Origin of the sequence: Micromonospora sp. A3M-1-15, assembly GCF_024213425.1 — a bacterium.
GTDB lineage: Bacteria > Actinomycetota > Actinomycetes > Mycobacteriales > Micromonosporaceae > Micromonospora > Micromonospora chersina.
On record NZ_JANAVK010000001.1, the window covers coordinates 1,341,541 to 1,368,302 of the forward strand.

The window sequence follows — 26,762 nt, forward strand, 5'->3', positions numbered from 1 at the left end:
CGAACGACAAGCACCCCAGATTGCGTGCAGCTTGAACTCCGACGACGGACCCGGCGCTCCCGCACTTGAATTCTTCAACATCAACAGGTGAAGCTGGTATGTTTTCGCGCGTGGATCATCTGGGCGAAGCCGTCGCGACCCTCGACCAGGGCGGCGTCCTCACACCCCTCGCCGACCTGGTCCGGCAGGTGTACCGGCGGGCAGCCGACCGGCACGAGCCGGAACTGGGCGACGACGCCATGAGCTTCGGAACCACGGTATGGCGCAACCTGACAAACCTGGGAGCTGCGCAGTTCGCCGGGCTGCCCGGCGTGGACGCCCGGATCGAGGACAACTCGTTGGAGATCCTCTGCGCGGGCTACATCGTGCGCCTCTACTCCCTCCAGGGCGGCACCGGCGCGAGCGTCGAGTCGATCCGCTGGGAAGGCAGCGAAGCGCGGCTCGGCGGTGCCGTGGAGAACAGCCGAAGTGGCCAACTTGCACTCGACGACGAAGAGCAGTTCCCCGAGGCGTTCACCGGTGTGGTTCCGCGACGGCGCCACGTCCGCGTCGCGCACGCGGGCGACCTCGACACCGGCGAAGCGGTCGCCTACCTCGGCCTGCCACGGGACAACCGCGATGGTGGGTCGCCCTGGTTCGAGGTGCAGCTCTGGATCGGTCAACCAGCTCACCCGGTGCTGACGGCGAGCGGCAGCCCTGCAGCCCCGGGTCCTGTCCTGCCCGGCGAGGTGCCGATCCCGGAGCTCGACGTCCTGGTCCGGTCGAAGCGACGCGGTGACGGCGTGCCACTGTCAGCGCTGGCGTGACGGCCACCCGCGGGAGGGCAGAAGCACCGGCGCTGGCAGCGGTAGCGTTCCAGCCGCATGCACTGACACTCGCGCGGCGGTGGCGACGCATCCGCAAGAAGGAACTGGCCCACCAAGTCGGTGTGACCGCCACCGCAGTAAGCCAGTACGAGCTGGGGCAGTCCCGGCCGTCGCCCGCCACGCTGGCCCGCCTAGCCCTCGCCCTCGCCGTCCCGGTTCAGTTCTTTGCCGCCGGCATACCTGCTCCAGCCACAGCCGGGCACCCGCACTTCCGCAGCCTGCGCATTACCACCCAGGCCGAACGGGACCAAGCCCTCGCCTTCGGCGAAATCGCTTGGCGCGTCGTTGTCGCCATCGAGCAGCACCTAGAGCTGCCGGCGCTGCGCCTGCCGTCAATCGATTTGCCAGAGGACGTCTCCAACAACGACATCGAGGCGGCAGCGGTTGTCGCGCGCCACGCCTTCGGCCTAGGCGACGAGCCCGTGCCTCACATGGTCCGCCTGCTCGAGGCCGCCGGCGTCGTCGTGCTCACCCTGCCGGACGTCTCGGAACGGGTAGATGCCTTCTCCCACTGGTACGGGACCAGGCCGTTCGTGTTCATCAGCCCGCGCAAGAACGACAAGGCGCGCTCTCGGATGGACGCCGCACACGAGCTGGCCCACCTGCTGCTGCACCACGACGCCGAACCCGGCAGCCAGATCCTCGAGCGGGAGGCTACCGCCTTCGGCTCGCATTTCCTCGCGCCGAGCACCCGGCTCCGCGACGAACTGCCCACCCGGCTCGACTTCGACCAGCTGCAGCAGGTCAAACGCCGCTGGGGCCTCTCGCTCAAAGCACTTGTCTACCGAGGCCACGCCATGGGCGTTTACAGCGACTACACATATCGGCGGGCCATGAACATGCTCGCCGAGTGGGGCTACCCGGAGCCAGCGGACCTGGGCCCTCGCGAACAGCCCTCCCTACTAGGCAAAGCAGCCGAACTCCTCGCTGAACACCAGCACACCGTTGCGTCCGTCGCACAGCAGGCCGGCATGTCGGCCGACCTGCTCGGCGTCGTAGTCGCCGCGGGCTCGCAGACTGCCCCGCGAGTCACTATCGAGTAATAGCCCAGTACGCAGCCGTCCGGACTGCCGCGGTAGCTCAAGCCTCAGCCGGAACCTGGCGGTGCACCAACTCGGGAGCCGACCTCGGTGCATGATGGAGAAGCCGTAGCCCAGCACCACTCATCGTCTTCCGTCCCGCCACCTGTTGCCGCACTTCCTGTCGGCGGTCCGGCGTAACGTGACCTTAGTCGCGGCCCCGGCCGGTTCCGGGGCGAGGAAGGAAGTGGTCGGATCATGGGTGCGGCTCCTGACCTGATTCCGTTGGCCAAGGGCGTGGTCATCTTTGGTGGCGAAAACGCGTACTCCTGGTACCGCAACCAAGCTCATCAAGGTGGGGCTGTACTCATGGGCAGCCAGCGAGTACCGGCGGTAAAGGTCTCCGGCCGGTGGATGATCTCCAGAGCAGACGTTGCACAGGCCGTTGGCGCCGTCCGACGCGCGAGCGCTGAGATCACCCAGCGGACCGCCGGCTACGAAGCCGGCATTTTGCACGAAGGGCTGGTCGAGCTAACTGGAGGTCGCCACTATACCGTCCGCGGATCGTTTCATCTGCTGACAGTCCCGCAGCCGATGGCTCCGGCGGACAGTTGGTGGATCTGCAACTACTGTCGCCGGCCGGCGACGACTGAGCATGATCTGGACAGGGAATGCCACCGTTGTCGGGACTGGAGCCCGTGCTCGAATGACTGCACCCTGGCGCGCGTCTCCTGCCCCTCGTGTGAGACATCTCTGACCTTCGGCCGGGATGACGGTCGCTGAGGGTGGGTGGCGGCCTCCACCAGCATCGCGTGGCGCCCGGGCTGTTGCTACCAGCAATAGCCTGTCGTACCTTCGCCGTACCTTCGCGCCATAAACTCCGGATTCCATGCGACGTGGGTGCCGTTCACGGCGGACCGCACGCTGGAGACGGCAGCGGCAATCGCCATGGAGTGGGCGGAAAGGGCTGCCGTCGCTCATCAGCGGCCTGCGGTGCTAGTGACTGACCGTATCGGGGAGTACCACGGCCATGACCTGTTCGAGCGGTACCGCAGGGGTCGGCATGTCTCGCCGAGGTCGAACCGCCTCAACTTCCGGCCAGGTGCGGTGGTCGCGCATGCGCCGTCGCCCACAGCGCTTCACCTTGTGATGCGTCTGGCTGACGGCGCGGCTGTCGCCGTCGTAGAGCATCCGGAGCCGTGGCGGCTGTCCGGGTGGGCCCGGGCGCTCGGTGCACGGGACCTGTTCACGGGAGAGAACGCGCCCGCTCTCCACCCGAAGCTGGTCAAGTTCCTGGACGCGCTGAACTTCTACGGCAACAACGGGTACAGCCGTGGGCACGGACGCGACGGCGCTCAGCGGGTCCTGGCCGACCTGCGCGCCGAAGGGCTGCTGGAAGATCCCGATCTGATCATTAGCGCCCTCGCCGCCCGAGGCGTGCCGGTCGAGCTCCTGAAGACGGTTGCCACGATGGCCGGCACGACGGCGACGCTACAGCCCGTTCGACACGTACGGTAGGAGCGGCTGACCTTGCCGATGGACACGAGAGCCGCGCAGCGGGCCTTCCACTAGATGGCGGGCCGTAGGCCCCCGCGGATCCAGCAGTCGTATCCGGCAGGCCACTGGATTAATTGGGAGCGGTCGGTGGAGGAAAGATGGCGCTCACGCATCACCCGCTGAGGGATCCGATCGGACGCAACGCCACGGACTACGCGGCGCGTCTGCAAGTCGCCCTCACCCGTGCCCGTGAGGTGTCCGATGAGATGCTCGCCCGGACACCGGTAGACGCCCTGGTCGAGGCCATCGTTGAGGAATGCGCCGCCTCCCCGGTCGTAGTCGATCATGCGGGACTGTGGATCGAGACACCTGAGCTATCGCGTGGCAATGGGGGTGAGGGCGAGGAGCCGTCAGTCCAGTTGAAGCTGTGCGTGGCGGTCGAGGGCGCGTCCAGCGCACTGGGATCCCGGAATGTCTTCTCTGGCGGGCAAATGCAGGGAGACGAGCCGGGCACGTGGTACCTAGTGGCGGGCGAAGGTACCAACGAGCAAATCGCTGACGCGATGGCCGACACCGAGAAACTCCGCGCGTACATCGATGATTTCCAGGCCAAGGTGCGTGACGCGGCAACCGTCGCCAACGCAGAGATTGAGCGGCACCGAGCTGAGATGCGTGCGCAGCTGATGGCCACCGTGGGCGCCCGTGCTCGCAGAGTGCAGGCCGTTCTCGCAGCGACAGACGCGCTGGGCATCCCGCTCGCACCTAGGTCGGCAGAACAACGTATTCCACTCCAGCCGCGCCGGCTCACCGTCGCACAACTTGACGCTGCTGTCGCCGCCGGGTTTCAGGAGTGGCACCTCGCCGAGCAGATCGCGGAGGACATCACCACCACAATCATGTCCTTCACCGCCGCGCTTGAGCGTCTTATCCGTTCTGCCAGCAAGCTGCTCGGCGAGGATGAGGAGACCATCCGTGACTTCCTTCTGTTCATCCTCAACGCGAACTATCAGGGGGCAGCCACCGGGGAGACCTTTCTCGGCCGAGGCAAGACCGACATTCTGCTGCGGTGGCGAGACCGAGACGCCTTCATCGGCGAGTGCAAGATCTGGCACGGCCCAGCCAAGTTCGTCGAAGCTGTCGATCAACTCCTCGGCTACACCATCTGGCGTGACACCCGAGTCGCGTTGGTGCTGTTCATCCGTAACCGAATGGACACCAGCGCCGTGATCGACAGCGCCGCAGCCTGCCTGGCCAAGCACTCCAAGCTTCTTCAGGCCATTACACCCGCGGAGCCAACCCGCCGTCGTGACTACCTCCTCCACGCGCACGGGGATCGCCAACGCGTGATCAGGCTCTCGCTGCTACCTGTCGTCCTCCCCCAACCGAGCTGACCCATCGAGGCGGAGAGCACTCGGGGCCGATGACGCCGGTGCCACTATGTCCCACGGCCGGGCATCGCCTTCGTCGCCGTCTGCCGAGTCCCCACCGCGCGGCTCAGAGCCGAGCAGCAGACTCTGGGAGCAGGAATGGCCCATCGCGGCGGTCCACGACGGGGCGATGTCGCCGCCTGTACCTATCCTGGCCAGGTGGACGTTGTAGCGAAAGACTTCTTCATCTCGTATACGGCCGCTGACAAGGCGTGGGCCAGCTGGATCGCCTACATCCTCGAGGCGGACGGCTTCGCCGTGACGATTCAGGAGTGGGACTTCAGGCCGGGCAGCAACTTCGCCGTTGAGATGGACAAGGCCCTGAAGCAGTGTCCCCGGATGATCGCTGTGCTCTCCCCGGCGTACCTGAAGGCGCCCTTCCCAGCATCGGAGTGGGCAGCCGTCTTCGCCAGCGACCCGGAGGGCGCGAAGAACGCCCTCGTGCCGATCATGGTGCAGGAGTGCCAGCCGACAGGGCTGCTCAGTCAGGTGGTGCAGATTCGCATTCACGGACTCGACGAGGCCGCTGCGCGGAAGCAGATTCTCGAAGGCGTCCGCCGCGAGCGGAACAAGCCCTCCACACCCCCGCCGTTCCCCGGTACCTCGGCGGCGTCCACTGATTCGCCCGCTCAGGCTGTGCCATATCCGACAGCCAGCGCCGCCGCGCCGGCCAGCCCATCGCGGCTGCGCTGGCAGAGCCCGGCCCCGCCGGTCAGCGTCTCCTGGCGCAGCGACCTCGACCAACGTGCGCAGGACCGCAGGTTAGGCGCCGCAGCCGTCGAGGTGCACCTGGTCTTCACCGCCGACGACGCGCGACTGCAGGTGAGCGAGCTGGCCGCCCTCGCCGACCTGCTGCCCGACCATGGCCGACAGCACGGCGTATTCACCCGGCTGGAAGCCCTGCACGCGCACGCCGACTCCACCGTCGCCCGGGCGACGAGCAGCGGTCGGGACAACGAGAAAGGGCTCGTGGTCACCCGATCCGGGCAACGGTCAGCATGGGCCCCGTTGCCCCGAGGTCAAATGGGCGCAGTGCTCGACCGGGCCGACCTGACCAAGCAACTCACTGGCATGCTCAACACGCTGACGGCGCTGAATCTACCTCACGGCGACCTCGTCGTACCCGCCATCGGGCTCGACCCCGCCACCATGATCTCCTATGGCAGGGTCAACGTGCCGAGCAACACCGCCACCTACGGGTTCGGGCAGGCAGACCACATCCACGTCTCCCCGGACGAAGCCATCGACTACGGCAGCGTCATCGCCCGCCCCGCCGACGTGGCCGCTGAACTCGTCGCACGGCTCATCGCCGACCACCGGGCCGCCACGGGCCTACGCTGACAATCGTCAGGACACGTCCAGATGGAGGACAGCGTCCTGCCGCGGTGGCCGTCGCGCAATGACATGAGCATCCGCCGGTACCGGGCGGCGTGCATGATCCCTTCGAGGATCACGTTGCCGTGGTCGAGGGCCATGCGGACCGTCTGTTCGATGAGGGCCGGGCGCGAGCCCACCGGGCTTGTCCCCGTCCCGCCGAAGAGATCCACGTAGATAGTCTCGGGGTTACCAACCATGACAGATCTCCGTGGCGGCTCGGCTCTGCACTTTCTCAATACGTCGGGACCGCCTTCTTGACGTCATCGTGCCTGACGGGCTGGCGCGCGGACGCCACTATGGTGCTGCTGACCGCAGAGGATGGGATGGTTCCGGGTTGACTATCTACCGGGTGACGCTCGACGGATCGACGCATGACCTTCGGCGACTTGCGCAGTGGCTGCGGGAGAAAGACGAGATCCGGACGACTGCGAAGATCGCGGTCGTGCCCGTGCAGCCGGCGCCGGGGACTATGGGCGCCACCGAGGTCATCGAACTGGTGGTCAACATCGGGTTCTCATCGGCGAATCTCGCGCTGGCAATCGCGGCCTGGCGGCGCAGCCGGGCACAGGCGCCGGTGGTGCGGATCGAGGTCGGCGAGCGGACCGTGGTCATCGACGTCACCGATCCGGCCGAGGTGACGCGGGCGATCAAGTCGGCTACAGCGGACGAGTGACCGCAGTGACCCTGCCGAGCCCGAGCGGATCGCGAGCGTGCCTGATCGGGACCGCCGGGTATGTGCATCTCGACCCGCTGCCAGCCGTTCGGAACAACGTCCAGGCGCTCGCCGATCACCTCGCCGCGTCGGACGGCTGGCAGCTTCCCCGGGAGAACATCCTGCCGGTGGTCGACCCCGGGCAGGTGGCCCACCTGGTCGAGCCGGTCCGCCGGGCAGCCGCCGAGGCTACTGATACCCTGCTCGTCTACTACAGCGGGCATGGCCATCTGGACGACCAGATGCAATTCTCGCTGTCGCTGACCGGGTCACGTCACAACGAGCCATGGACATGCGTGCCGTTCACCTGGATCAAGACGCTGCTGGCCGACACGCGGGCCACCCGCCGGGTAGTGATTCTGGACAGTTGCTTCAGCGGCAAGGCACACGGCCTGATGGCGGGCGCAGCTGACGCGGTCCGCCTGCAGGCGGCCACAGCGGGCGCGGTTGTCCTCAGTTCGGCGAGCGAGGACGGCCCGGCGCTTGCCCCACCGGGCGAGCGGTACACCGCCTTCACCGGAGAACTACTCGACTTGCTCACCAGCGGCGTCGCCGGCGGCCCCAAGGTGATCACCGTGGATCTCGCCCACGCCTACGTCAAGTCGGCGCTCGCCGCCAGAGGCCGCCCCCTGCCAGAACGCACCGGTACGGATACGTCCGGGGCGCTCGGCCTGGCTCGCAATCCGCTCCACCGGCCAGAAGCCTCGGTACAGGCCCGGCTTCCCCGCGGCGCCCGCCTGGTCGCGCTGGCGGAACGCCTGAACCTCCCGATGGAGCCGGGGACGCTCGCCCGGCCGAGCGTCGGCGCCCCTGACACCTCCCGGTCTCGTTACGAGATGCTCGACAAGAAGGTCGGGATGGGCGGTATGGGCACGGTATCTCTGGCCTGGGACCACTTCCTGAGGCGAACGGTCGCGTGCAAGACACCACACGACGGCTTACACCTGGAGACCGCGTTCTGGGCGGAGGTTCGTGCCGTAGCCGCACTCAACCACCCGAACATCGCCGCCATCTACGACGTAGTGGAACAGGGCGGAAGGCGGTTCTTCGTGATGGAGTACGTGCCAGGCCAGCCGCTGTCCGAGCTGACTGGGCACGGCGAGGTCGAGCCGGACGACGCCGCGGAGATCATGTGCGAGACGCTGGCGGCCCTAGAGCACGCGCACCGTGCCGGGGTGATCCACTGCGACGTCAAACCCGCCAACATCATGCTGACGCCCGAAGGCTCGATAAAGATTCTTGACTTCGGGATCTCGTTTTTGGTTAACGAAACCTCTGCGCACCCGCTCTGGGAAGAAGGGAAGATCATCGGCACACCCGCGTTTCTGGCCCCGGAGATGATCACCGGCTCGGTGCCCAGTGTGGCGGCCGACATCTACGCCGCCGGTGTCAGCTTCTTCCTGTTTCTCACCGGGGAGCATCCGTTCCCGCACACGAACATTCATAAGTTGTTCATCGCGGCCACGAAAGAGCCGGTACGGGTGCCGAGCTCGGTGCGGGCCGACGTTCCCGCAGCCTACGACAAGATCGTGGAGCGAGCCATGGCCAAGGACCCGGCCGGCCGCTTTCCGACGGCGGCCGACATGCGCGCGGCCATAGCAGAAGTCCTCTACGGCGCCCCTCCGTGACCACCCGTCCGGCAGAGCCGCAGGTCCGGCTCGGACCCTGCTGGTCCTCACCCCGGTGCAATGGTCTCCGGTCGACTCGAACAGCATCGACGATCTCGACGTGGCCCGCCACGGCGGGATGCGGTCGCTGTTCACCAGCGTGTATGCCCCGTCGACGCTGGGCTCGTTCCTGTGCGCATCTCCGGGCCCCGTCGCGTGGCAGCGACCAGGGCGCGGGACGAACTGGTGGTGGTGAGGCGCAGCTAATACTTTCGTCCAGCCAACTTTGGAAGCTCTACTTCTCCGACAGCTGCTTGGCCAGCCTGTTGGCGGACGCCGCGAACTGGCGAGCCTCCTGCCCCAACGTTGGGTCGACCTTCTGCACATGAGCCCACGATGGCGACTCGATGATGACGTACAGTTCTCGGTTGTCGATGTTCTTGGTCTTTGCGTTTCCTACGACAAATGCTCCAGCACCGAAGGTAAAGGCGCCGGCTACGGCTTTCGATGCGAGGTTGCGGCCCCGCACAGCCGTAATACTTCCGGCACTTTCGACCGAAACAACCGTGTCTGATGTCAGTGGCCTAAGGTCGAAACTGCCGTCGGCCTTCTGCACAGACACACGAGGAGGATCGGAAAACAAGACGGCCGACTGGCCAACGCGCGCCTCGATCGCCCCCACTCGCCGAAGCTCTTCCTCATTACCCTGCTTTTTCTTACCGTCTTGGATGCCTTTGTTGATTGCCGCCACGAAGAACAAGACAACGAGTGCAAGGCACATGAACGTCGTGAACGAGTCGCTCATTCGCATCCTTCTAACAGAGACACCAGGTGGAGTGTGGCTGCGGAGAGCTACGTCCGTAACCAGGAAGACGTTCGGCGTCTGAACGCCCGGTTACCGTGATCCCAGGAACGCAGACACTAGTCGATCAAGGCCGACGCTGACCTCCCCTGCACGTCTGACAGTTGAGGCAGTTTCGAAGAGCGCGGGCAGCAAGTAGCCGATCAAGGCGACCCTGACGTGCGGCGTCGGACAGACCTCCGCCTGCTTGGCACCCTCGCTCGTCGCTGCCCGCGTCATGCCTGGATAACGCATGCGTAGACGAGCTCGACGCCGTCGTATCTCACAGTGGCGCGGGGAGCCAAGAACAGCAGCGGTAGTAGCCCGATACGTCGGTGGAAGCCGGTACAGGGCCGGCACTGATGTCAAGAATCCGACAGTTGCAGCGGGGGTACGCCCGTCCAACCGACTGCGGCTTAACGCGAAGGCTCTTTACATATAGGGTGATGGCTCGAAGCCCACTTGGTCGACTCCTACTGATCCAGGTGAGGCTGATTGGTCACAAAGACTGGCCGACGAGCACGCCCGGGCAAGGGCTCTGTCGAGATGTGTGCAGGGGTTGAGGGGCTGATGCCGTCAGAGCGGGATTACTTGGACCTCACCAAAGCCCAGGCGATGAGTCAGTGGCAGGGCATCCTGGTTCGCGAGTCGAGACCTGGAGGCAGGCAGGTCCCCTTCACCCCGTTGGAGACGCTGCTCTGCCTCGCCGCGAGCCTCGTCTTTGATCGTCGGAAGTATGGCGGCTCCACGAGCCATCTCGCCGGGGAACCGGTTCCGACGCTTGCAAGGCTCTTCAAGCGTCCTAATGGCAGCATCATTGCCAAGATGTCCAACCTGGACGGCAGCCTCGCCCATGGCGCCAAGCATGAGGTCCACGTCGCCGCACAGTTACTCGGCTCCCCCGCCCAGCTCGATGCTAGCTACCGCCTGATTCTCGATAGCGCAAGGATGGCGGGAATCGGGCCGGACGAGCTGCCGGATTTCCTTGGCCTTGAGGATGACGACGAGCTCGTGCTCCTGGGCCAGGAGGAGCTACTGCAGTCGGACCTTGAGGTGGCTGTCCAAGCGCAGGTCGCCCGGTGGGCCGAGAAGTTTCCGGACATCGCCGAACCGGTGACGGAGCGCCTCCTTACCGCCGCCGCCCGGGTTGGGCAACACCGGTTCGCCCGGAACGTGCTGCAGAACAACGGCCACCGCTGCACATTCTGTGGGTTGGGAGTAAGGGCCGGCGGGCTCAGGGCCCAGCGAATGCTCGTCGCAAGCCACATCAAGCCTTGGCGCGTAAGCAATTCAGGCGAGCGGCTCGACCCGAGGAACGGGATTGCGGCCTGCCCCACCCACGATGTCGCCTTCGACACAGGTCTCTTGACCATCGACCATGACCTCCGCATCCACGTTCGCCCTGAGGTGCAGGAGGCTGCGGAGGACGACACAGCTGTGCGGTCGTCCTTTGGACGCCCGCCCCTGGCCCAGCACCTACTACTGCCGCAGAATGCGATCCCGCCTGGAGTCCGGTACCTGGACTGGCACTACGAGCACGTGTACCGGCGGGTGGGTGGTGCCCGTCCCCCCTCGTTTACCCCGGAATGCCCACTTGTGGCATGACCTTGCGCCCTGGTGGCCGCCGACTCGTGGTCGGCGGCCACCAGTGATCAAGCGGTGAATCGCCTACTGGGCGCTTACCCTCTGCTTGTTGTAGTTGCTGCCCTCACCGTCCGGCTTGTAGTTGCTCTCCACATTGCCGGCGATGTCGATCGAGAACCAGTTGACCGTGGTGTCGCTGTTCACCGTGATGTTCTGGACGCCCTCGCGCATGCCGGCCAGGGCCAGCTTGGCCGAGTCATACGTCGGCCGACTCCCGTCGAGCGTGTAGTAGACGTTCGCCGGCTCACTGGTGCTGAAGGTAAAGGCCGTGGCACCGGCCTCCTGCTTGACGATCTTCAGCTGAGTCTTCGGCTGGATCTTGTCCGTCGCGTACGCCCGGGCCACCTCAAGAATCGCGATGTTGCCGTTGGCGAACTCCATCGCCTCCTCATGCCCCTCGACGAACGGCGGCTGGAAGCCGACCGCGCTGAACCGCCCGGTCGCCGGGTTGTAGATGTCCGCGCCGACCTCGAAGTCCCAGCCGATGATGCCCCGGTTGTACCAGTGCTCGTCGGCGCTGTTGCCGGCCGCCGAGTAGAGCACGTCTGTCACCGGCCCGGTGCGGCCCGGCCAGATCGCGGTGCCCCGGTATTCCTGCACCCGGGAGAGGATGTAGTCGGATGAGGTCCAGAAGTACGCCTCGGTGCCCTGGTCCACCCGCGGCAGCACCTCCCGCCCCTCGGCCTTGTACGCCCCCGGCGGCCACATGAAGTACCCGCCGTAGGAGTGGGTGTTCATCGAGAGCTTGATGTTCGGGAAGGTGTCGACCAGCCAGACCTCGTTGCGCGCCTCCGGCTCGGACAGCTCGCTCGGCCCGGCGAACGTGTCGCTGACGCAGTTGGTCGCCGACGCGCCGACGTAGCCGTCGAAGACGGAACCGACCGAGAAGTTCCGGTTGACGTCCACGCCCCACGCGTTGCGGCGACCCGGGTCCGCGTTGGACGCCGGGCAGTAGTTGGTCATGTTCCGCCGCTGCATGTTGTAGTCGTACATGCTGTAGTGCGCGCCGTCGGGGTTGACGACCGGCAGGATGAAGATGTCCAGGTCGTCGACGATCTTGCGGGTGTCCGGGTCCTTGGCGTAGTTGCGTAGCAGCCGCTCGGCGGACTCCACGCAGACCAGTGGGGTCACCCACTCCCGGGCGTGCTCCTGGCAGTAGAGGAAGACGCCGACCTTCGAGCCGTCGCGGTGCTTGCCGATGCGCAGCACCTTCATCTGGAACGGCTCGCGGGACACGCTGGCCGGCGCCTTCAGGTTGTCGGTCAGCTGGGTCACCGGAGCGGCGGCCATCACGCCGGTGCCGGCGTTGCCCCGGTACGTGCTGGCGGTGACCAGCTTGGCCGCGTCGGCGTTGCCGTTGACGGCAGCGACGACCTGCGCCGCCGTGCTGGTGATCGCGCCGGAGCCGTCGGTGGCCAGGCGCACCGTGACGGCCTTGCCGGAGACGCTCACCGTCAGCGGGGCGTTCGCCGTGCCCGGATCGACCAGCGCCATGGTGATGTCGTTGCCACCCTCGGAGCCGTACGCCGTCGAGGTGACGTAGAGGGTGCTCGCGGCGGCGGTGCCGAACTGCGCCTGCGCCTGGCGCCGGTAGCCGTTCGTCTTGTACGGCAGGTCGATCAGCTCGGTCAGCTTCGGGAACTCCGCGGCCAGGCCGGTGAACCGGGCGGTGACCTCGGTCGGGTCCATGTAGTGGTCGACGAAGTCCGACACGTACGGGTGCTTGCCGGGGTCCTTGCGCGGGCTGCCCAGCCATTTCGCGATGTCGACCGTGGCCGAGCCGCCCTTGTTGCTGGTGATGGTGGCCTTCACCGGTGCGGCGGTGATGGGGACCGGGTTGCTGAACCGGTGGTACATGTACTGGCCGGCGTCGGTGAACCGCGACATGGTGGCGGTGCCGCCGGAGCTGATCTCCGTGCCGGGCCCGCTGTCCCAGCTCGCCGTCAGCACCGTCGTGGAGTCGGTGCCGGCGCTCGACTTCACCTCGATGTTGAGGAAGAGCTGGTTGTCGAGGCTGGTGAACCATTCGGCCCGCAGCACGGTCAGGGTGTCGGTGCTGGCCGTGGCCGCCGTCGCGGCGCGGATGGCGGCGGAGCGTTCGGCCATGTTCTGCGCGTAGTCGCTCTGGTCGGAGATGGCGTCCTGGACGTCGAAGCCCTTGTCGCGCAGTGCCTGGCTCTCCTGCGGGCTGAGGATGGCGTGCACCTCGATGCCGTTGTCGACGGGCTTGACGTACTCGGCGAGGTCGACGCCGAGTTGGTTGAGGCGGTCGATGCCCGACTTGTCGGCGACGACGATGCGCATCAGGCCGACGCCGTTCTGTTCGCCGGTCGACGAGCGGTCAGGGGCCACGGCGTTGTCCGTGGTCGGGCTGGCGAGGCCGGGTGCGCTGACGGCGAGCGCCAGCGGCAGGGCGAGCAGGGCGAGGAATCGGCGCGGTCCGTTGGATCTTTCTGTACTCCTCATGAGAGTCCTTCCGGCGAGCGATCCAGAAGGCCGCGCAGTCGAGGAGTCGGGGTAGGTCACCCCGGCTGCCGCAGCTACACACAGCGTCGTCGCCGTCTCACCATCAGTCAAGATCTATGGTGACCCGCGCCCGCCCGGATTTCGTCCACGCCGGGAGCGGTCCGTCGGCCAGCACGTGAACAAAGTTCACCGCTGGACGGGGCGTCCGGCGCCGAGCCGGGACAGCTTGACGGTCAGCCGGTGATGGTCACCTCCACCGGCAGGCCCTGCGTCACCTCCAGGACTGCCCGCTCCACCAGTGGTCGCGACAGCTTGAGGGTGGCGCTGCGCTGCGCTCCGATGGCCAGGCATACCTCGTCCTTGGCGTGCCGGTACTCGATGACGATCACGACGACCGCCAGGTCCGACTCGACCGCTTCGGCGCTGTAGTCGACCCCGCAGGGCTTGCTGCTGGGGGCGGGCGCGCCGGTGAAGGTGACGGTCAGTTCGTTGCTCGCGGTCGTGGTGGTCGCTGACTCGATCGCCAGCCCCTCGTGTGGGTGATCGGCGTCCCAGGGTGGTGGGGTCACCCGGACGATGGTCGAGGGATCCACCGCCACTCGCGCCAGCCGCACGGTCGTTCCATCGAGGGTGTATTCCCACGCAGGGGCGGTCGCCGGGCCGCGGGTGGTCGGGACCGTCATCGTGGTCAGGCGAGCCCCGGTGAGCTTGAGCGGCGCGCAGCCGGAGCACACACCCGTCCCCGAGTCGCGCAGCTGCGCCAACGCCCCGTCCGCCGAGATCAATGGCACATCCCAGCGAGTGCCGTTGGCCCAGACGATGGTGCCGGCCGGCTTCCGAGCCGCGGGCATCGTCGAGGCGGCCTCGACCCGGCCGGCCGACAGGGCCTCCTTGTAGGACCCGTTCGCCGGCTCCCAGTCGCCGAGTTGGCGGGTTAGTTCGCCCACCGGCACGAAGGGCGCACCTCCCGCGGCGCGAACCGCCTGGTCGTACCGGGTCAGGGCGCCGCCTGCCTGCTGGCGCAGCCCGTCGAGCGGGTCGACGGCTGGGCTGTTCCCGGCGGACCCACAACCGCCGACCAGGGCAGCGACCGTGATCCACGGCAGGACCCGATGCCGACGCATCCTCGCTGCCTCCATCTCCTTGAGACGCCCGCACGCCGGCCCGGGTTGCACCTCACCGGCGTACGGGCGCCGGCTCGATGGGAAACACCGGCCGGCCGCTAGGCGTTCGCCACGCTCGCGGGCTCCGGAGGGGCCTGCGGCCCACTGACCCGCCGCTCGTCCCCGTGCCCCGGCCACCACGCCTTGTGCCCGATCAGCGCCGTCAACGCCGGCACGAGGAACATCGACATGACGAACGCCGACAGCACGATCCCGATCGCCACCGCGAACCCCATCTGCTGCAGGAACGAGATCGGCGCCAGCATCAACACCCCGAAGGTCCCGGCCAGGATGAGGCCCGCTGCGGCAACAGTCGGCCCCGCATGCTCCACGCCGATGGCGGCAGCCTGGTGCGGCTCGTTCCCCTCCCGGGCCTCCTCCCGCAGCCGGGCGATCATCAGGATGTTGTAGTCCGTCCCGATCGCCACCACGAAGAGATAAAGGATGATCGGCAACTGGAAGGTCACCCCAGGCTTGCCCTGGAGCCCCTGGAACAGGTAGACCGTCGCTCCCAGCGTCGCGGCGAAGTTGAGCAGCACCGCGATCACCAGGTAGATCGGCGCGACGAGGCTGCGCAGGAGCAGCGCGAGGATGAGCGCGATCAGCGCCGCCGCCACCGGCAGGATCACCGACAGGTCGCGGTTGTTCGCCGAGTTGATGTCCGCGAAGATCGCCGTGGTCCCGCCGACCAGCGCCTTGGTGCCGGGCGGGGCCGCCTCGTGCACGGCGTCGCGCAGGTCGTCCCGGACAAGGGTGATCGCCTCGTTGGAGACGGGGTTCTCGTTGAGCAGCAGGTTCACCCGGGCCACGCTCAGGTCGCTGCTCCGCTCCGGTGGCTGCGCCTGGCCCACTCCCGGGGCCTTCGCCGCGGCCGCCGCGAAGTCGTTGATCTGCTGCTCGGTCAGCGGCGTCCCGTTGCCGGTGGTCAGGTAGACCTCGGTGGGGGCCAGGGCGCCGGCGGCGAACCCGCGCTGGAGGTCCTTGGCGGCCTTCGCCGACTCGGTGTCCTGGGGGAAGCCGGCGCTGAAGTCGTAGTCGGCCTTGTAGCCGAGCACGCCCGCGGCGAGCGCGACCAGCAGGGCGCCGGAGGCCGCCGCGGCGAGCGCCGGCCGGCGTCCGACGGCGGCGCCGAGGCGCCGCGACAGGGTGGCCTTGGGGGTACGCTGCCACGCCTTGGACGGCCAGAAGACGTACCGGCCGAGCAGGGAGACGACCGCCGGGATGAGGGTGAGCGAGGTGATCAGCATGACGGCGACGGCGATGGCGAGCGCCGGGCCGAGCGAGCCGAAGAAGCCCAGGGAGGCGAGGAGCAGCACGAGGAACGCGACGATGACGGCTCCGGCGGCCGAGGTGATGACCTCGCCGACCCGCTGGACGGAGACGATCATCGCGGTGCGCTTGTCGTCGCCGGCGCGCAGCCGTTCGCGGTAGCGGAAGAGCAGGAACAGGATGTAGTCGGTGCCGATGCCGAACAGCACGATCAGCATGATCGTCTGCAGGTCCTGGCTGACGTTCAGGTCGAACGCCTTGCCGGCGGCGGCGACGAGCCCGGTCGTGATGGTCAGGACGACGCTGACGACCACGACGGGCAGCAGCGCGGCGATGGGGCTGCGGAAGATGATCAGGATCAGTCCGATGATCAGGATGATCGTGGCGACGCCGACGACGGCGAAGGCCTTGTTGAAGGTGTCCTCGTTGTCGACGAAGCTCGCCACGTCGCCGGCCACGCCCGCGGTCAACCCGCTGCCGGCCAGGTCCGGGCCGATGGCCGACCGCAGATCGCGTACGGAGTCGAGCAGCGCCGGGTCGTCCGGGGTGGTGGCGTCGAGCCCGACGTTGACCACCTGCACCGACTTGTCCGGCGCGACGGCCTGCGGGCCGGTCTGGTAGCCGGACGTGGCCGGGATGTTCCTGGCCTTGAGCGCCTGGGCGAACTGCCCGACCCGCGCCTCGTCGGCCGGCGTGAGCGGCTTGCCGTCCGCGCGCTTGACCACGATGGTGGCCGTGGCGGTGGCCTGCTGGGGGAACGCCTTCTGCCCGAGTTCGGTGGCCTGCACCGACTCGTACGAGTGCGGCAGGAAGCTCTCCTGGTCGGCGGAGGTGATGTCGCTCAGCGACGGCGTGGTGAGGATGATGGCGAGGGCGGCGAGCACCCAGCCGCCGATCACCCACCACGCCTTGCCGACGACGAATCTGCCCAGCCGCTCGAACATGGTTGCCCCCGTGTGTCCGGCTCTTCTGACGTCCGGGCCGGAGCACTGTCGCGCGCCCGCCCGTCACCATGACGGCAGCCCTTCGCTACCCGCGGTGAATCGTACCGCCGGCCGCCAATCCTTTTCGGACGCCTCGCGGCTTGGTCGCGCGGGCGGACGCACCACGGCGTGGACCGGCGGACGGACGCCCCACGGCGTGGGCCCCGCGGGCGGACGCCTCAGGGCGTGGACCGGCGGACACGCGCCTGTCTCGGGCCGCCGGCCTCCGCGACGTCGCGCCGCTTGAGCCCGGCCGCCGCGAGTGGCGACGTGGCCAGCAGGGCGGTGAGGTGTTCCTGCATCCGTTCCAGTGGCCCGTCGGCGCTGTGCAGTCCCTGGTGAAGGTCGCGGAGCACCTCGTCGGATCCGTTGGTGAAGGCCAGGATCTCGGCGAGGGAGAGCTGGTGGTTGAAGATCTCCGCCTCGTTCCGCCAGTCGTGCAGCATGCCGACGAGCGTTTCGTCGCGCCGGGGGGAAAGCACGGCCGAGGACAGCGCGGCGTTCACCGCCGACAGGCTCAGGCGGGGGTAGACCTGTCGGCGAGCCGGCTGCGTGGTGTCCACGGCGAACGGCGGTGAGGCCAGGATCCTCCCGTTGTCCCGCAACTCCTCGCCGATGGCCTGGAGGGCCTCCGCGCGCCGCTCGCGGCCTGCCGCCCAGCGTTCGGCGACGATGCCGGTGATGCCGCCGAGCAGGCCCAGGACCTGCACCGTCGGCTCGAAACTCGACGTGCCGGATGACCGGGTCCACCAGACGGCACTGACGACGAAGGCCACCGTCAGGCTGCCGGCGGTGACCAGCATGATCCAGGTGCGTGGTGCCGTCACCCAGGACGGCAGGGTTGCCGGGCGTGGCCGCCGCGGTCCGTTTGTCATTTGCCGGGGCGGCGGAACACGTCCCGGGCGGCCGTGTCGGGACCGGCGCCGGCGTCGCTGCTGGACAGCAGCATGAGGTCCATGCCGAACCGCCGGACCCGCTCGTACGCCTGGAACTGCGTGAAGGCCTCGCTCTCCACGAAGAGGCCGGCCTTGGCCAGCGCGGCGGCCAGGGCCTTGAGCTGGTATTTCCGGGTGATGAGGAGGCGGATGGTGTCGCCGCTCGGGAAGTGGACCTCGCTGCGGTTCGGCAGCACGATCTTCAGGTCCTCGGCCGAGCGGTTGCAGTAGATCACCTTGATGACCAGCGACCGGCCCTCGTCGACGACCCCTTCGAAGCGGACGTAGTTCATGTTCACCGAGAGGTCGGTGTTCTGGCGCAGGGCGCTGATGACGAACTCGCGGAACACCCAGCTGGTCTCGTACTCTCGGGCCGCCTGCTGCGCCATTCTCTCGTCGAGGTGGGACGCGGTGGCCACCTCCACCAGGAGCCGGTCCTGGGGGCGCAGCATTTGCTTGCTGAGCCGCTCGACCAGGTCGACGTCCTCGTCGAAGTTGGCCATCGTGTTGCCGAGCAGAGAAAACAGCACGGGCTCGTCACCCATGAGCCGGTCACGCAGTTCGTTCAGCTCCGCCACGTTCTCTTCGACCGAGAAGTCGAGTTGCACCGGCAGCAGTTGATTCCGGAACTGTCGGAAGAACGGCAGGGACTTTATCGGCTTGAGCCCGAGGCGCAGCATCTCCGCGCTCATGTCGACGGGCACGTAATACATTTCCGGGTTCTGCGGCTGGAGATCGGCCAGCACCACAGCGTCCTTCTCCCCGGTGCCGGGGCCGAGGCTGATGTAGTGGTAGGGCCGGCCGTTGTGCCGGGAGTGCAGGCTCCGCCAGCGCCGGCTGAAGGTCTCGATCCCGTCTCTCATGACGGGATAGTTGGGGTCGGTGCAGGCCCGCTGCCAGTTGACCGCCGGCTCGATCCCCCAGTACGAGTAGCCGGAGACGATCCGCTTCTCGTCCCCTGTGGACGAGAAGGGCCGCTGCAGCTCGGCTGCCAGCTCGTTGAGCTTTCGGGACTGGTCCTCCCCCACGAGGCACAGCGACCAGGAGAACTCGGTTTCCGAAATGACTTTCTCGAGTCGGCGCAGCAGCTTCAACTGCTCCCTGGCCTGCTGCTCCATGTTGTGCCATCTCCCGGGGGTGAGGTCCGACCGTCCCCATGTTCCGCTCGCCAACCTTAACAGCGGCAAAGTCGTCGAAGGTACCCACGTCGATGTGGCCCAGGGCCGGCGACACCGGACCCTTTAGTGGCAATTGCGCTATGCGGAAGCCGACCACACCAGGGAGTACGCAGTCAGCCTGCGGCCGGCCGATAGGCGTACACGGGCGCTTTCCTGCCGGCGCGCTCCGGACATCTGCCGCCCGGGCCGCCCACCATGCCGACCCTGCCGTCCGGGCACACGGTCACGTAACCCCGGCCCGCCCAGAACCCGGGCACGCAGACGAACCAGCGGCAGACATCGGGAGCCGGCTCGTGGACCAGCACACCGCCGCAGTAGTTGTAGCCGTAGGGGTTCTCGGGCGCCCCACACCGCTCGGGGGCTGTCGGCGGCGGCACGCCGGGAGAGCCGCTAGGACCGGGTGCCGGGTCGACGGGTCCCGGCGTCGGGGCGGGCTGAGGAGCACCGGAGCCGACCGGACCGCGAGTCGGTCCGCCGCTGCCGGCATCGGGAGCCGCCCGCCGGGCAGCGGTCGGGCGGGGCGCCGGGCGACCCGAACGTTCGCCAGCGGCGTCGGGGGCCCTCGTGCGGGAAGCAGTCGTGCCGGGCGCCGAGGGAGCCGCGCCCTCGCCAGGGACATCGGGGTCCGCGGTGCGGGAAGCGGTCGGCCCGGGGCCCGAAGGAGCGGCGCTCGGCCCTGTCGCACCGGGCAGGAGGCCCGGGGTGACCGGTGCGCCGCCACCGAAGGTGCCCTCGGGGCCCGCCCGGTCGGCAGTCATGGCGTACGCGGACAGGGCGGTGAGCGCGACGGCGGCCGCCAGTATCGCGAGGCGGCGCGGTGCCGGCGTGGCGACCGCCGGCGCCGAGGGCCGCGACCGCCGGTCGGCGACCGTCACGGGAGCGGCATCCCGCGGTGTCGAGGCGGCATGGCGCGGGGTGTAATCCCGTCGCCCAGCCCCGGACATCGCCCACATCCTCCTCTTCGGACCTGCATCGCTCACTCCTCGCGTACCCAGGAAGGCGGTCTTGCACGCACCCGTACCGGTGACAAGCTCGCGGAATCGGCGGCGGCCCGGCGCGGGGGCCCCTAGCCTGACGGGGAGGCGTAAGGGGGGCATCGTGGCGAACGCGGTCTGGGACGCGCTGGACGGCGTCCGCGAGGTCGAGATCACCGTGACCGGCCGGAGGACCGGCCGGCAGATCACCCACCCCGTGTGGTTCGTCCTGGACGAGGACAGCGTGTTCCTGGTGCCGGTGACCGGCTCGGACAGCCAGTGGTACAAGAACGTCCGGCAGACCCCGATGATCGAGGTGTCGGCGAACGGGACCGCGTTGAGTTCGAGCGCCACCCCGATCACCGAGGCCGACCGGGTCGACCACGTGGTGGAGCTGTTCAAGGCCAAGTACGGCGCCGACACGGTGGAGCGCTCCTACCCGAAGCACGACGTGGCGGTCCAGGTCCCGCTGGGGTAGCCGGCCTCGTCAAAACACGTCCTGGGTGCGCGAGTACGGGCCACAGCGGCGAACCCGGTAGGCGCGGTCAGAGCCTCCCCGGCGATCCTTTCCGAGGAGGCTCTGACCACTGCTGGCGGACCGGTTCGGCTATCTCACAGGCGCGGGTCCTCCTGGACCTTCAGGGCGTTGAGGATCGGGTCCCGCTCGCCGGTCTCGCCGCGGAGCTCGATCTTCAGATCGCCACCGGCGTGCTCGACGGTGATCGTGTTCATGTCCGCGGTCAGCGCACCCATCTTCGCCTGCACGTCGTGGTCGTGGAGCACGGCCTTGCCGTCGACCAGAACATCGAAGGTACGCATGCCGGCCTTGACCTTCTCGATCTCCGCGAAGTCGAGGCCGATCCGGTACGTCCCGGCGGGCGCGTTCTTGAACACGTAGGTGAACGTCTCGCCGGTCCGCTGGGTGCGGAACAGGTTGTCGTCCTCCGTGCCGCCGATGTCGGCCTTGGTGGCACGCGTCGTGCCGCCGACGTAGCCCCACGGCCGCGAGCTGAGCTCCTGGTCGGGCGACCAGACGAAGCCGTCGGTGCCGACGTGCCCGGATCCGCCCGCGTCGACGCCTTGCCAGTAGGCCGAGGTCGCCAGGCGGACCGGCTTGAGCTGGGCCTCGCCCTTGCCGGCGTTCGACGCCACGAGCACGTCCCCGACGAGCACGCCGGGCTCGACGCCGGCGTTGTCGGCCGTCGCCGTGACCGTGGTGGACTCGCCGACCGCGAGCTTCACCGTGCCGGTTGCGGCCGCGCCCGTGAGGGTCAGCCACGGAAGGTCGGCGGCCTCGTGCCCGCCGTCGCTGGTGCGCTTCTGCTCGCTGAGCCGCACCTCGAGCGGGGCGGAGCCGGTGTTCGTTACGGTCACGTCGGCCGTCGCCTTCTGGCCCTTGTCGAGGAGCCAGTCGAGGTCACCTCCGGTGACGGTGGCGATGCCCGTGGTCAACGCCGTGTCGACCACCTCGGCCTGATCCTTCCTGGCGATGGTCACGGGGTGGCTGGCGGTGACGTAGTTCGGCGCCGACACCTCCACGGTGTTCTCGCCGACCAGCGCCTGAGCCTTCCACCGGCCCTTCGCGTCGGCCGTGATGACCCGCTCACCGTTCGGCCCCTTGAGCGTGACGATCGCGCCCTCGATCGGCTTGCCGTCGTTCTTGTCGGTGACGGTGCCCTCGATCGTGCCCGCGGCCGGGAGGGTGTACTCCAGCCCCAGGCCGGCCTTCAGGATGGGCTGGTTGAAGGAGTACTGGCCCGCGGGGTTGCGCGTCAGGCTCTCCAGGCCGACCGTCGCCGACGACCCCCGGGTGAGGGGGTTGTCGCCGCCGACGCCGTCGCCGTACCCGATCTGGATGCGGCCGTCCGCGATCAGTGTGACCGAGAAGCTCACGCGAGCCGTCTGGTCGTTGTAGAAGGTGACGTTGCGCCACTCGATGACCTCAGCGGCCAGGCCGTCCACCTCGGTTCTGCCGAAGTAGATGCCCGCCTCGTCGTCGACGACCAGGTCGTCCCAGAGCGGATAGATCGCGTCGAACGCGTATGGCGACGGCAGCTCCGTGTTGTTCCCCACGGCGCTGGCCTGGTCGAAGATCAGCTGGCCGTTCGTCGTCACGCACACGCCGTCCCAGGCCGTGTCGTAGAACGGGAACAGGAAGCTGGAGTCGAACCACAGCACGCCGCAGACGTCGTCGCCGTGCCACCCGGACTCCTCCGTACCCTGGCGGTAGAGCCCGTCGGTCACCTTCATCGAGTACGAGCGACCGGCGGGGGCCACCGGCACGGGGCCCGGCTCCGGCTGTTCGGGCTGGGGCTCCGGCTCCGCGGTGTCTGCGCGCGGGTCGAGCGTCACACGCAGCGCGGCGATGGTCGGGGCCCGTAGGCCCTTCGAGCCCCGCAGCTCCACGGTCAGCGGACCGCCTTCGTGCTTCACGACGGCGGTGCGCCAGTCGGCGGCGTTCGGCCCCACGACCGCGGCCGCGTCGTACGCGTAGTCCGTCAGCGTTCCGTTCACGAGGACGTCGAACACCCGCTTGCCCTTGGCCACGTTTTCGATCTCGGCGAACCCGAGGTCGATCGCGTAGGTGCCCTTGGGCGCGTCGGGGAAGCGGTAGAACAGCTGCTTGTCCGGCGTGGTGCGCTGCGACTGGAACAGGGCGTCGTCCGTCGTGCCTTCGATCCCGGCCCGCGTGGAGGCGACCTTCGTCTTCCCCTCGTAGCCCCACGCTTCCTTGCTGGCGGCCTGGTCGCCGGACCAGGTGTAGCCGGAGCCGTCGGTGAACTTCGAGCCGCCGGCGTTGACGCCGACCTGGTACTTCGTGGTCGTGAGCGTCACCGGGACGTAGGTCTTGGACTGGCGTCCGGTGTCGGACCTCACCACGATGTTCGCGCCGAGGACTCCGGGCTTGGCGTCCTTCGAGGAGAGTGAGACCGTGACGGTCGTCGACTGACCCGGGGCGAGGGTGCCGCCGGTCGAGGACAGCGACAGCCACGGCAGGTCGGTGAGCAGGTCGTCCTCGACGTCGACCAGCACGACGTCATCGGCGACCTGGTCGGCCGCCCACAGCGCGCCGGTCGAGTCGGTTTCGAGGCCACCGCCCTGCGTCGCCTTCTGGCCCGGGAACCACCACGCGTTGACCAGCGAGCAGTCGTCGGGGTCGACCTGCAGCAGGCGGGTGGGCCTGTTGAAGGTGAGGTCGGTGTACCAGATGGTGTCGGACGCCTGGTTGTAGGCCAGGCCCATCACCTCGGGCAGCGGCGGCGCGCAGAACGACAGCAGCGCACCGGCGTTGTCGTGTGACGTGCCGGCGACGGTGCCGATCATGCCGTTCGCCCGGCCGCCGACGTAGAACACGTCCTCCGCCGGGTTGTAGGCGAGTCCGGTCAGCTGCAGCGTGGACCAGTCACCCTTGATCTGCCGGGTCTCCTTGCCGGTCTCCCGGTCGAAGCAGTGGATGTAGCTGGCCGGGCTGTCCTCCATCTGGCACATGTCACCGGTCCTGGTGTCGAGCGCCATGTCGAACGCCCGGTACGCGGGGTTCCACGACGCGTCGAAGACCTTGCCGGTCGGCTTACCGGTCACCGTGTAGGCGGTGTTGGTCCGCTCGATGTAGTCGTGGACCCAGACGTCACCGTCGTAGCCGATGCCGGAGGGCTCCTTCTCCGCGATGGTGCCCGGGATCTCGATGCGGGTGATGACGTCGCCGCCGGAGGTCGTACCAACCTTGGCGGCCGCCTGTGCTTCCGCGGCGCTGGACGTCGCCGCCTTGCCGTCGGCGTTCGACGGCTTCATGCCGCTCGCACCGGCCTTCCAGGCGGTGAGGTCGATCGTGCTGGCCGCACCCGTCCCGGTACGCGCGGTGGCGCCGGTGGCGTCAAGCTCGGGGTGGCGCGCGGCCTCGCCCAGGTCGTACGTGAGCGGGGCGGAGCCGGTGTTGGTCAGCGTCAGCGAGCCCACACCGTTCTGGTCGGTGCCCATCACGGCGTCGAGGCCGCTCGCCTTCAGACCGGCGACGCCCGTGGTGAGGCGCGCGTCGACAGTCGCCTTCGCGTAGAGCTTGTCGAGGGTGAAGTCGTACGACCCCGTCACGTAGTTCGGCGCCTCGACCGTCATCGTGTAGTCGGCGACCGGCAGCTGCCGGTGCACGATGCCCGTCGCGTTGGTCGTGACGCTCTCGACGAGGCCGTCCTTGTCGGTGAACGAGACCTTGGCCCCGGACACCGGCAGTCCGTCGTTCTTGTCGACGACGGTGGCGTCGAGGTAGCCCCAGTCCGGAAGGTCGTAGGTGACGATCATCCCGTCGTGGAGCACCGGGACGTTGTCGGAGAACCGGATGCCGTCCACGCCGGCCCAGCCCTGGATGCCGGTGACGGCGCGGGCGCCGCCGGTCACCGGGTCGTCGGTCCCGATGCCGTCGCCGTACCCGAAGATCACCTTGCCCGAGCGGGTGAGCGCGGCCGAGAAGCTGACCGGCTCCGTGTACTCGGACCGGATCGGATAGGCCCAGATCTTGGCGTTGCGGAACTCGACGACGAACGCGTCCTCGCCGTCGACCTTGGTGGCCGACGTGAAGACTCCCCCGCCCGGGGCGAACTCGACGGGGGACGTGACCCAGAACGGGAAGACGCCCGCACCGCCGCTGCCGGGTCCGGTGGAGGTGTCCGGGGAGATCACGCCGCGCAGGCTGATGCCGAGGGTGTCGTGGCTGCCGTTGTAGAGCGCGACCGGGAACGGCAGCTTCACCGTCGCCCACACGCCGCTGGTGAACGCGACCGGGTCGGTGCCGCGCAGGTACTCGCCTTCGGAGACCGCGCAGCTGTAGCCGCCCTTGTCGACGACGCGCCCGACCGGGATCTCCAGCGACGTGTTCTCGGTGCCGACGGTCAGCGGGAGGGACGTCGGCGAGAGGCAGGCGTTGGGCGTGACGGCGAGCCCGTACTGGCCCTCCGGCACACCGGCGATCGTGAACGCGCCGTTGGCGTCCGTACGTACCGGCTTCAGCGGCGTGTCCTTGACGGAGACGTCGGCGTTCGGTACCGGCTGCTTCTTGTCGTCGACGACCTTGCCGCTGATGTCGTGGCGCGCGGCGGCCGTGAGCGGCAGCTTGACGGAGGTGTCCTGGCCGAGGGAGATCGTGACGTTGGCGGTCGCGGTCAGGTAGCCGAAGACCTTGGTGCTGATCTGGTAGTCACCGGCCGGGAGGTTGATCTTGAACTGGCCGTCCTTGTCGGTGCCGATGGACCGGCTGAACGGTCCGCTGATCGTCACGTCGGCGGCGGGTACCGGGGCGCCGTCGGCGGTGACGACACCCGTGAGGGTGCCGCCCTGCCGGGGCGCGAGCTCGAGCAGGCGGACGAGGTCGAGCCGGCCTTCGCCGTACTTGTTGTTGACGTCGGCGGTGCCGCCGCACTCGGTGTCGTCGACGTCGACGGCCGAGTCGGCGAGCAGGCGGCGGGTCTGCTCAACCTGCCCGATGAGGGTCGGGTCGTAGCTCCACAGGTCGGCGACGGCGCCGGCGACGTGGGGAGCCGCCATCGACGTACCGGCCATCTCGACGTAACTGTTGTTCGGGTAGGACGAACGGACGGCGACGCCCGGAGCGGAGATCTCGGGCTTGATCCGGCCACCCTCACCCTCACCCTTGCGGGAAAACGACGCGAGCGTGCCGTCCGAGTCGTACGCGCCTACGGAGTAGGCACTCTCGGCGGAGCCGGGCGAGGAGACGGTGTCGCAGGCCGCGTACGGGCTGGTGTTGCCCGATGACCAGACGCTGAAGATGCCCGTGGCGCTCCAGGCCTCGTCGATGGCCTGGAAGAAGTCGTCGAAGTTGTGTTCGAGGGTCTGACCCCACGAGTTGTTGATGACGTGGGGGCGCTTGGACGGGTCAGGGTTGTTCCCGTTGACGTCGGTCGGGGCGAGCAGCCACCAGCCGGACTTGAGCAGCGACTCGACGCCGCTGCTGTCGCAGCAGCCGTTTGTCGCGATCCACTGCGCGTCCGGGGCGACGCCGATGTGCTCGGTGCCGTCGTCGCCGACCATGGTGCCCATCGTGTGGGTACCGTGTCCGTTGTCGTCGCACGGCGCGCCCGTGCACGTGCCCCGGGTGGCCATCCAGTTGTAGTTGTGGTCGACGGTGCCGTCGGGCTTCGCGCCGCGGTACTGGTGCATCAGGGCGGGGTGGTCGAATTGGACGCCCGAGTCGAGGTTGGACACGGTGATGCCCGCACCGGTGGCGCCCATGGCCCACGCCTGGGGGGCGTGGATGGCGTCCAGACCCCACGTGACGGTGCCTGCCTCAGCGGCGGCCTTCGGGGCGGCGGGGCGGGCGGCCTTGTCGGCCGGCGTCTTCTCGTCCACGGGCTCAACCAGCGCGACCTGCGGCGCCGCGTGGATCTCGGCGACCTGCCCGACCGAGGCGACATCGAGCGCGAGCTTCTGCGTGCCGCCCTTGACGAGCACGGCGTTGACGAGCGGGTAGGACGTGTACTTCACGCCCGCCGCGTCGAGCTCGGCGGCGACGGACGCCGCGGAGCTCTTCGCTGCCGCTTTCAGCGCGTCGTAGACGAACTGACCGCGGGCGGTCCAGTTCGCGATCTTCTTGGCGGGGGCGAGATCGGCCTTGGTGTCGAACGTGATCCAGAAGTCGGAAGCCGGCTGCGTGCGGAAGCGATCCTTCAGGTTCGACGCGATCTTGTTGGCGGCCGCGCCGGGATCAGGCTCGGCGGCGGACGCCGGTGTTGGCTGGATCATGCTCAGGCCGACCGCTACGGCCAGCGAAGCCGCGAGGGCTTTGAGTCTCATGTG

16 protein-coding genes and 1 pseudogene are annotated in these 26,762 nt (G+C 68.3%); 9 read left to right on the top strand and 8 right to left on the bottom strand.

Translation table 11 applies throughout. From position 1 onward, the window contains the following. Positions 1–110 precede the first annotated feature (110 nt). The 5 genes from NLX85_RS06140 (at position 111) to NLX85_RS06160 (ending at position 6,150) form a co-directional block, all read left to right on the top strand. Entirely contained in the window at positions 111–806 is a 696-nt protein-coding gene (locus NLX85_RS06140) for a hypothetical protein (RefSeq protein WP_254332077.1), read from the top strand. After that, positions 803–1,909, top strand: a complete 1,107-nt coding sequence (locus tag NLX85_RS06145) for an ImmA/IrrE family metallo-endopeptidase (protein WP_254332085.1) — start codon at positions 803–805, stop codon at positions 1,907–1,909. Before NLX85_RS06140 ends, NLX85_RS06145 begins: the two co-directional genes overlap by 4 nt. An 876-nt stretch (positions 1,910–2,785) precedes the next feature. After that, positions 2,786–3,403, top strand: coding sequence for a hypothetical protein (locus NLX85_RS06150; RefSeq protein ID WP_254332087.1), 618 nt, complete (start codon positions 2,786–2,788; stop codon positions 3,401–3,403). 137 nt (positions 3,404–3,540) lie between these two features. Then, positions 3,541–4,773, top strand: a complete 1,233-nt coding sequence (locus NLX85_RS06155; protein WP_254332089.1) for a hypothetical protein — start codon at positions 3,541–3,543, stop codon at positions 4,771–4,773. Between the two features lie 195 nt (positions 4,774–4,968). Continuing rightward, entirely contained in the window at positions 4,969–6,150 is a 1,182-nt protein-coding gene (locus tag NLX85_RS06160) for a toll/interleukin-1 receptor domain-containing protein (RefSeq protein WP_254332091.1), read from the top strand. A gap of 29 nt (positions 6,151–6,179) precedes the next feature. Here NLX85_RS06160 and NLX85_RS06165 read toward each other — a convergent pair. Continuing rightward, positions 6,180–6,369 (bottom strand): annotated as a pseudogene (locus NLX85_RS06165) (kinase); the annotation flags it as partial. 166 nt (positions 6,370–6,535) lie between these two features. On the opposite strand from NLX85_RS06165, the gene NLX85_RS06170 reads away from it, so the two are divergent. Next, complete coding sequence (locus NLX85_RS06170) at positions 6,536–6,859, top strand: hypothetical protein (RefSeq protein ID WP_254332092.1); 324 nt, start codon at positions 6,536–6,538, stop codon at positions 6,857–6,859. Next, the gene (locus NLX85_RS06175) at positions 6,856–8,526 is read left to right on the top strand and encodes a protein kinase (protein ID WP_254332099.1); all 1,671 of its coding nucleotides are present in this window, start codon (positions 6,856–6,858) and stop codon (positions 8,524–8,526) included. The genes NLX85_RS06170 and NLX85_RS06175 overlap by 4 nt, the downstream gene beginning before the upstream one ends. A 274-nt stretch (positions 8,527–8,800) precedes the next feature. Here the strand turns inward: NLX85_RS06175 and NLX85_RS06180 are convergent, their stop codons facing one another. Further along, positions 8,801–9,310, bottom strand: coding sequence for a hypothetical protein (locus NLX85_RS06180; protein ID WP_254332101.1), 510 nt, complete (start codon positions 9,308–9,310; stop codon positions 8,801–8,803). A 720-nt stretch (positions 9,311–10,030) separates the two neighbouring features. Between NLX85_RS06180 and NLX85_RS06185 the strand changes: the two genes are divergently transcribed. Beyond that, on the top strand, positions 10,031–10,951 hold the full coding sequence (locus NLX85_RS06185) for an HNH endonuclease (protein WP_254332103.1): 921 nt from the start codon (positions 10,031–10,033) through the stop codon (positions 10,949–10,951). A 63-nt stretch (positions 10,952–11,014) separates the two neighbouring features. On the opposite strand, the gene NLX85_RS06190 is transcribed toward NLX85_RS06185, so the two are convergent. From NLX85_RS06190 to NLX85_RS06210, 5 genes are all read right to left on the bottom strand, one after another. Next, positions 11,015–13,456 carry a M14 family zinc carboxypeptidase gene (locus tag NLX85_RS06190; RefSeq protein ID WP_254332105.1) on the bottom strand — a complete coding sequence of 814 codons (2,442 nt, stop codon included), beginning with the start codon at positions 13,454–13,456 and terminating at the stop codon, positions 11,015–11,017. 233 nt (positions 13,457–13,689) lie between these two features. Next, positions 13,690–14,580: a hypothetical protein gene (locus NLX85_RS06195; protein WP_254332107.1), complete on the bottom strand. Its 891-nt coding sequence runs from the start codon at positions 14,578–14,580 to the stop codon at positions 13,690–13,692. A 98-nt stretch (positions 14,581–14,678) separates the two neighbouring features. Next, positions 14,679–16,832, bottom strand: coding sequence for an MMPL family transporter (locus NLX85_RS06200; protein WP_254332113.1), 2,154 nt, complete (start codon positions 16,830–16,832; stop codon positions 14,679–14,681). Positions 16,833–17,050: 218 nt separating this feature from the next. Next, entirely contained in the window at positions 17,051–17,698 is a 648-nt protein-coding gene (locus NLX85_RS06205) for a hypothetical protein (protein WP_254332115.1), read from the bottom strand. Positions 17,699–17,742: 44 nt separating this feature from the next. Then, positions 17,743–18,924 (bottom strand): L-histidine N(alpha)-methyltransferase, encoded by a 1,182-nt coding sequence (locus NLX85_RS06210; protein ID WP_254332117.1) that lies wholly within the window; start codon positions 18,922–18,924, stop codon positions 17,743–17,745. Between the two features lie 1,158 nt (positions 18,925–20,082). Here NLX85_RS06210 and NLX85_RS06215 point away from each other — a divergent pair. Further along, positions 20,083–20,436: a nitroreductase/quinone reductase family protein gene (locus tag NLX85_RS06215; RefSeq protein ID WP_254332119.1), complete on the top strand. Its 354-nt coding sequence runs from the start codon at positions 20,083–20,085 to the stop codon at positions 20,434–20,436. A 134-nt stretch (positions 20,437–20,570) separates the two neighbouring features. On the opposite strand, the gene NLX85_RS06220 is transcribed toward NLX85_RS06215, so the two are convergent. Then, positions 20,571–26,759: a S8 family serine peptidase gene (locus NLX85_RS06220; protein WP_254332121.1), complete on the bottom strand. Its 6,189-nt coding sequence runs from the start codon at positions 26,757–26,759 to the stop codon at positions 20,571–20,573. Between the last annotated feature and the right edge of the window lie 3 nt (positions 26,760–26,762).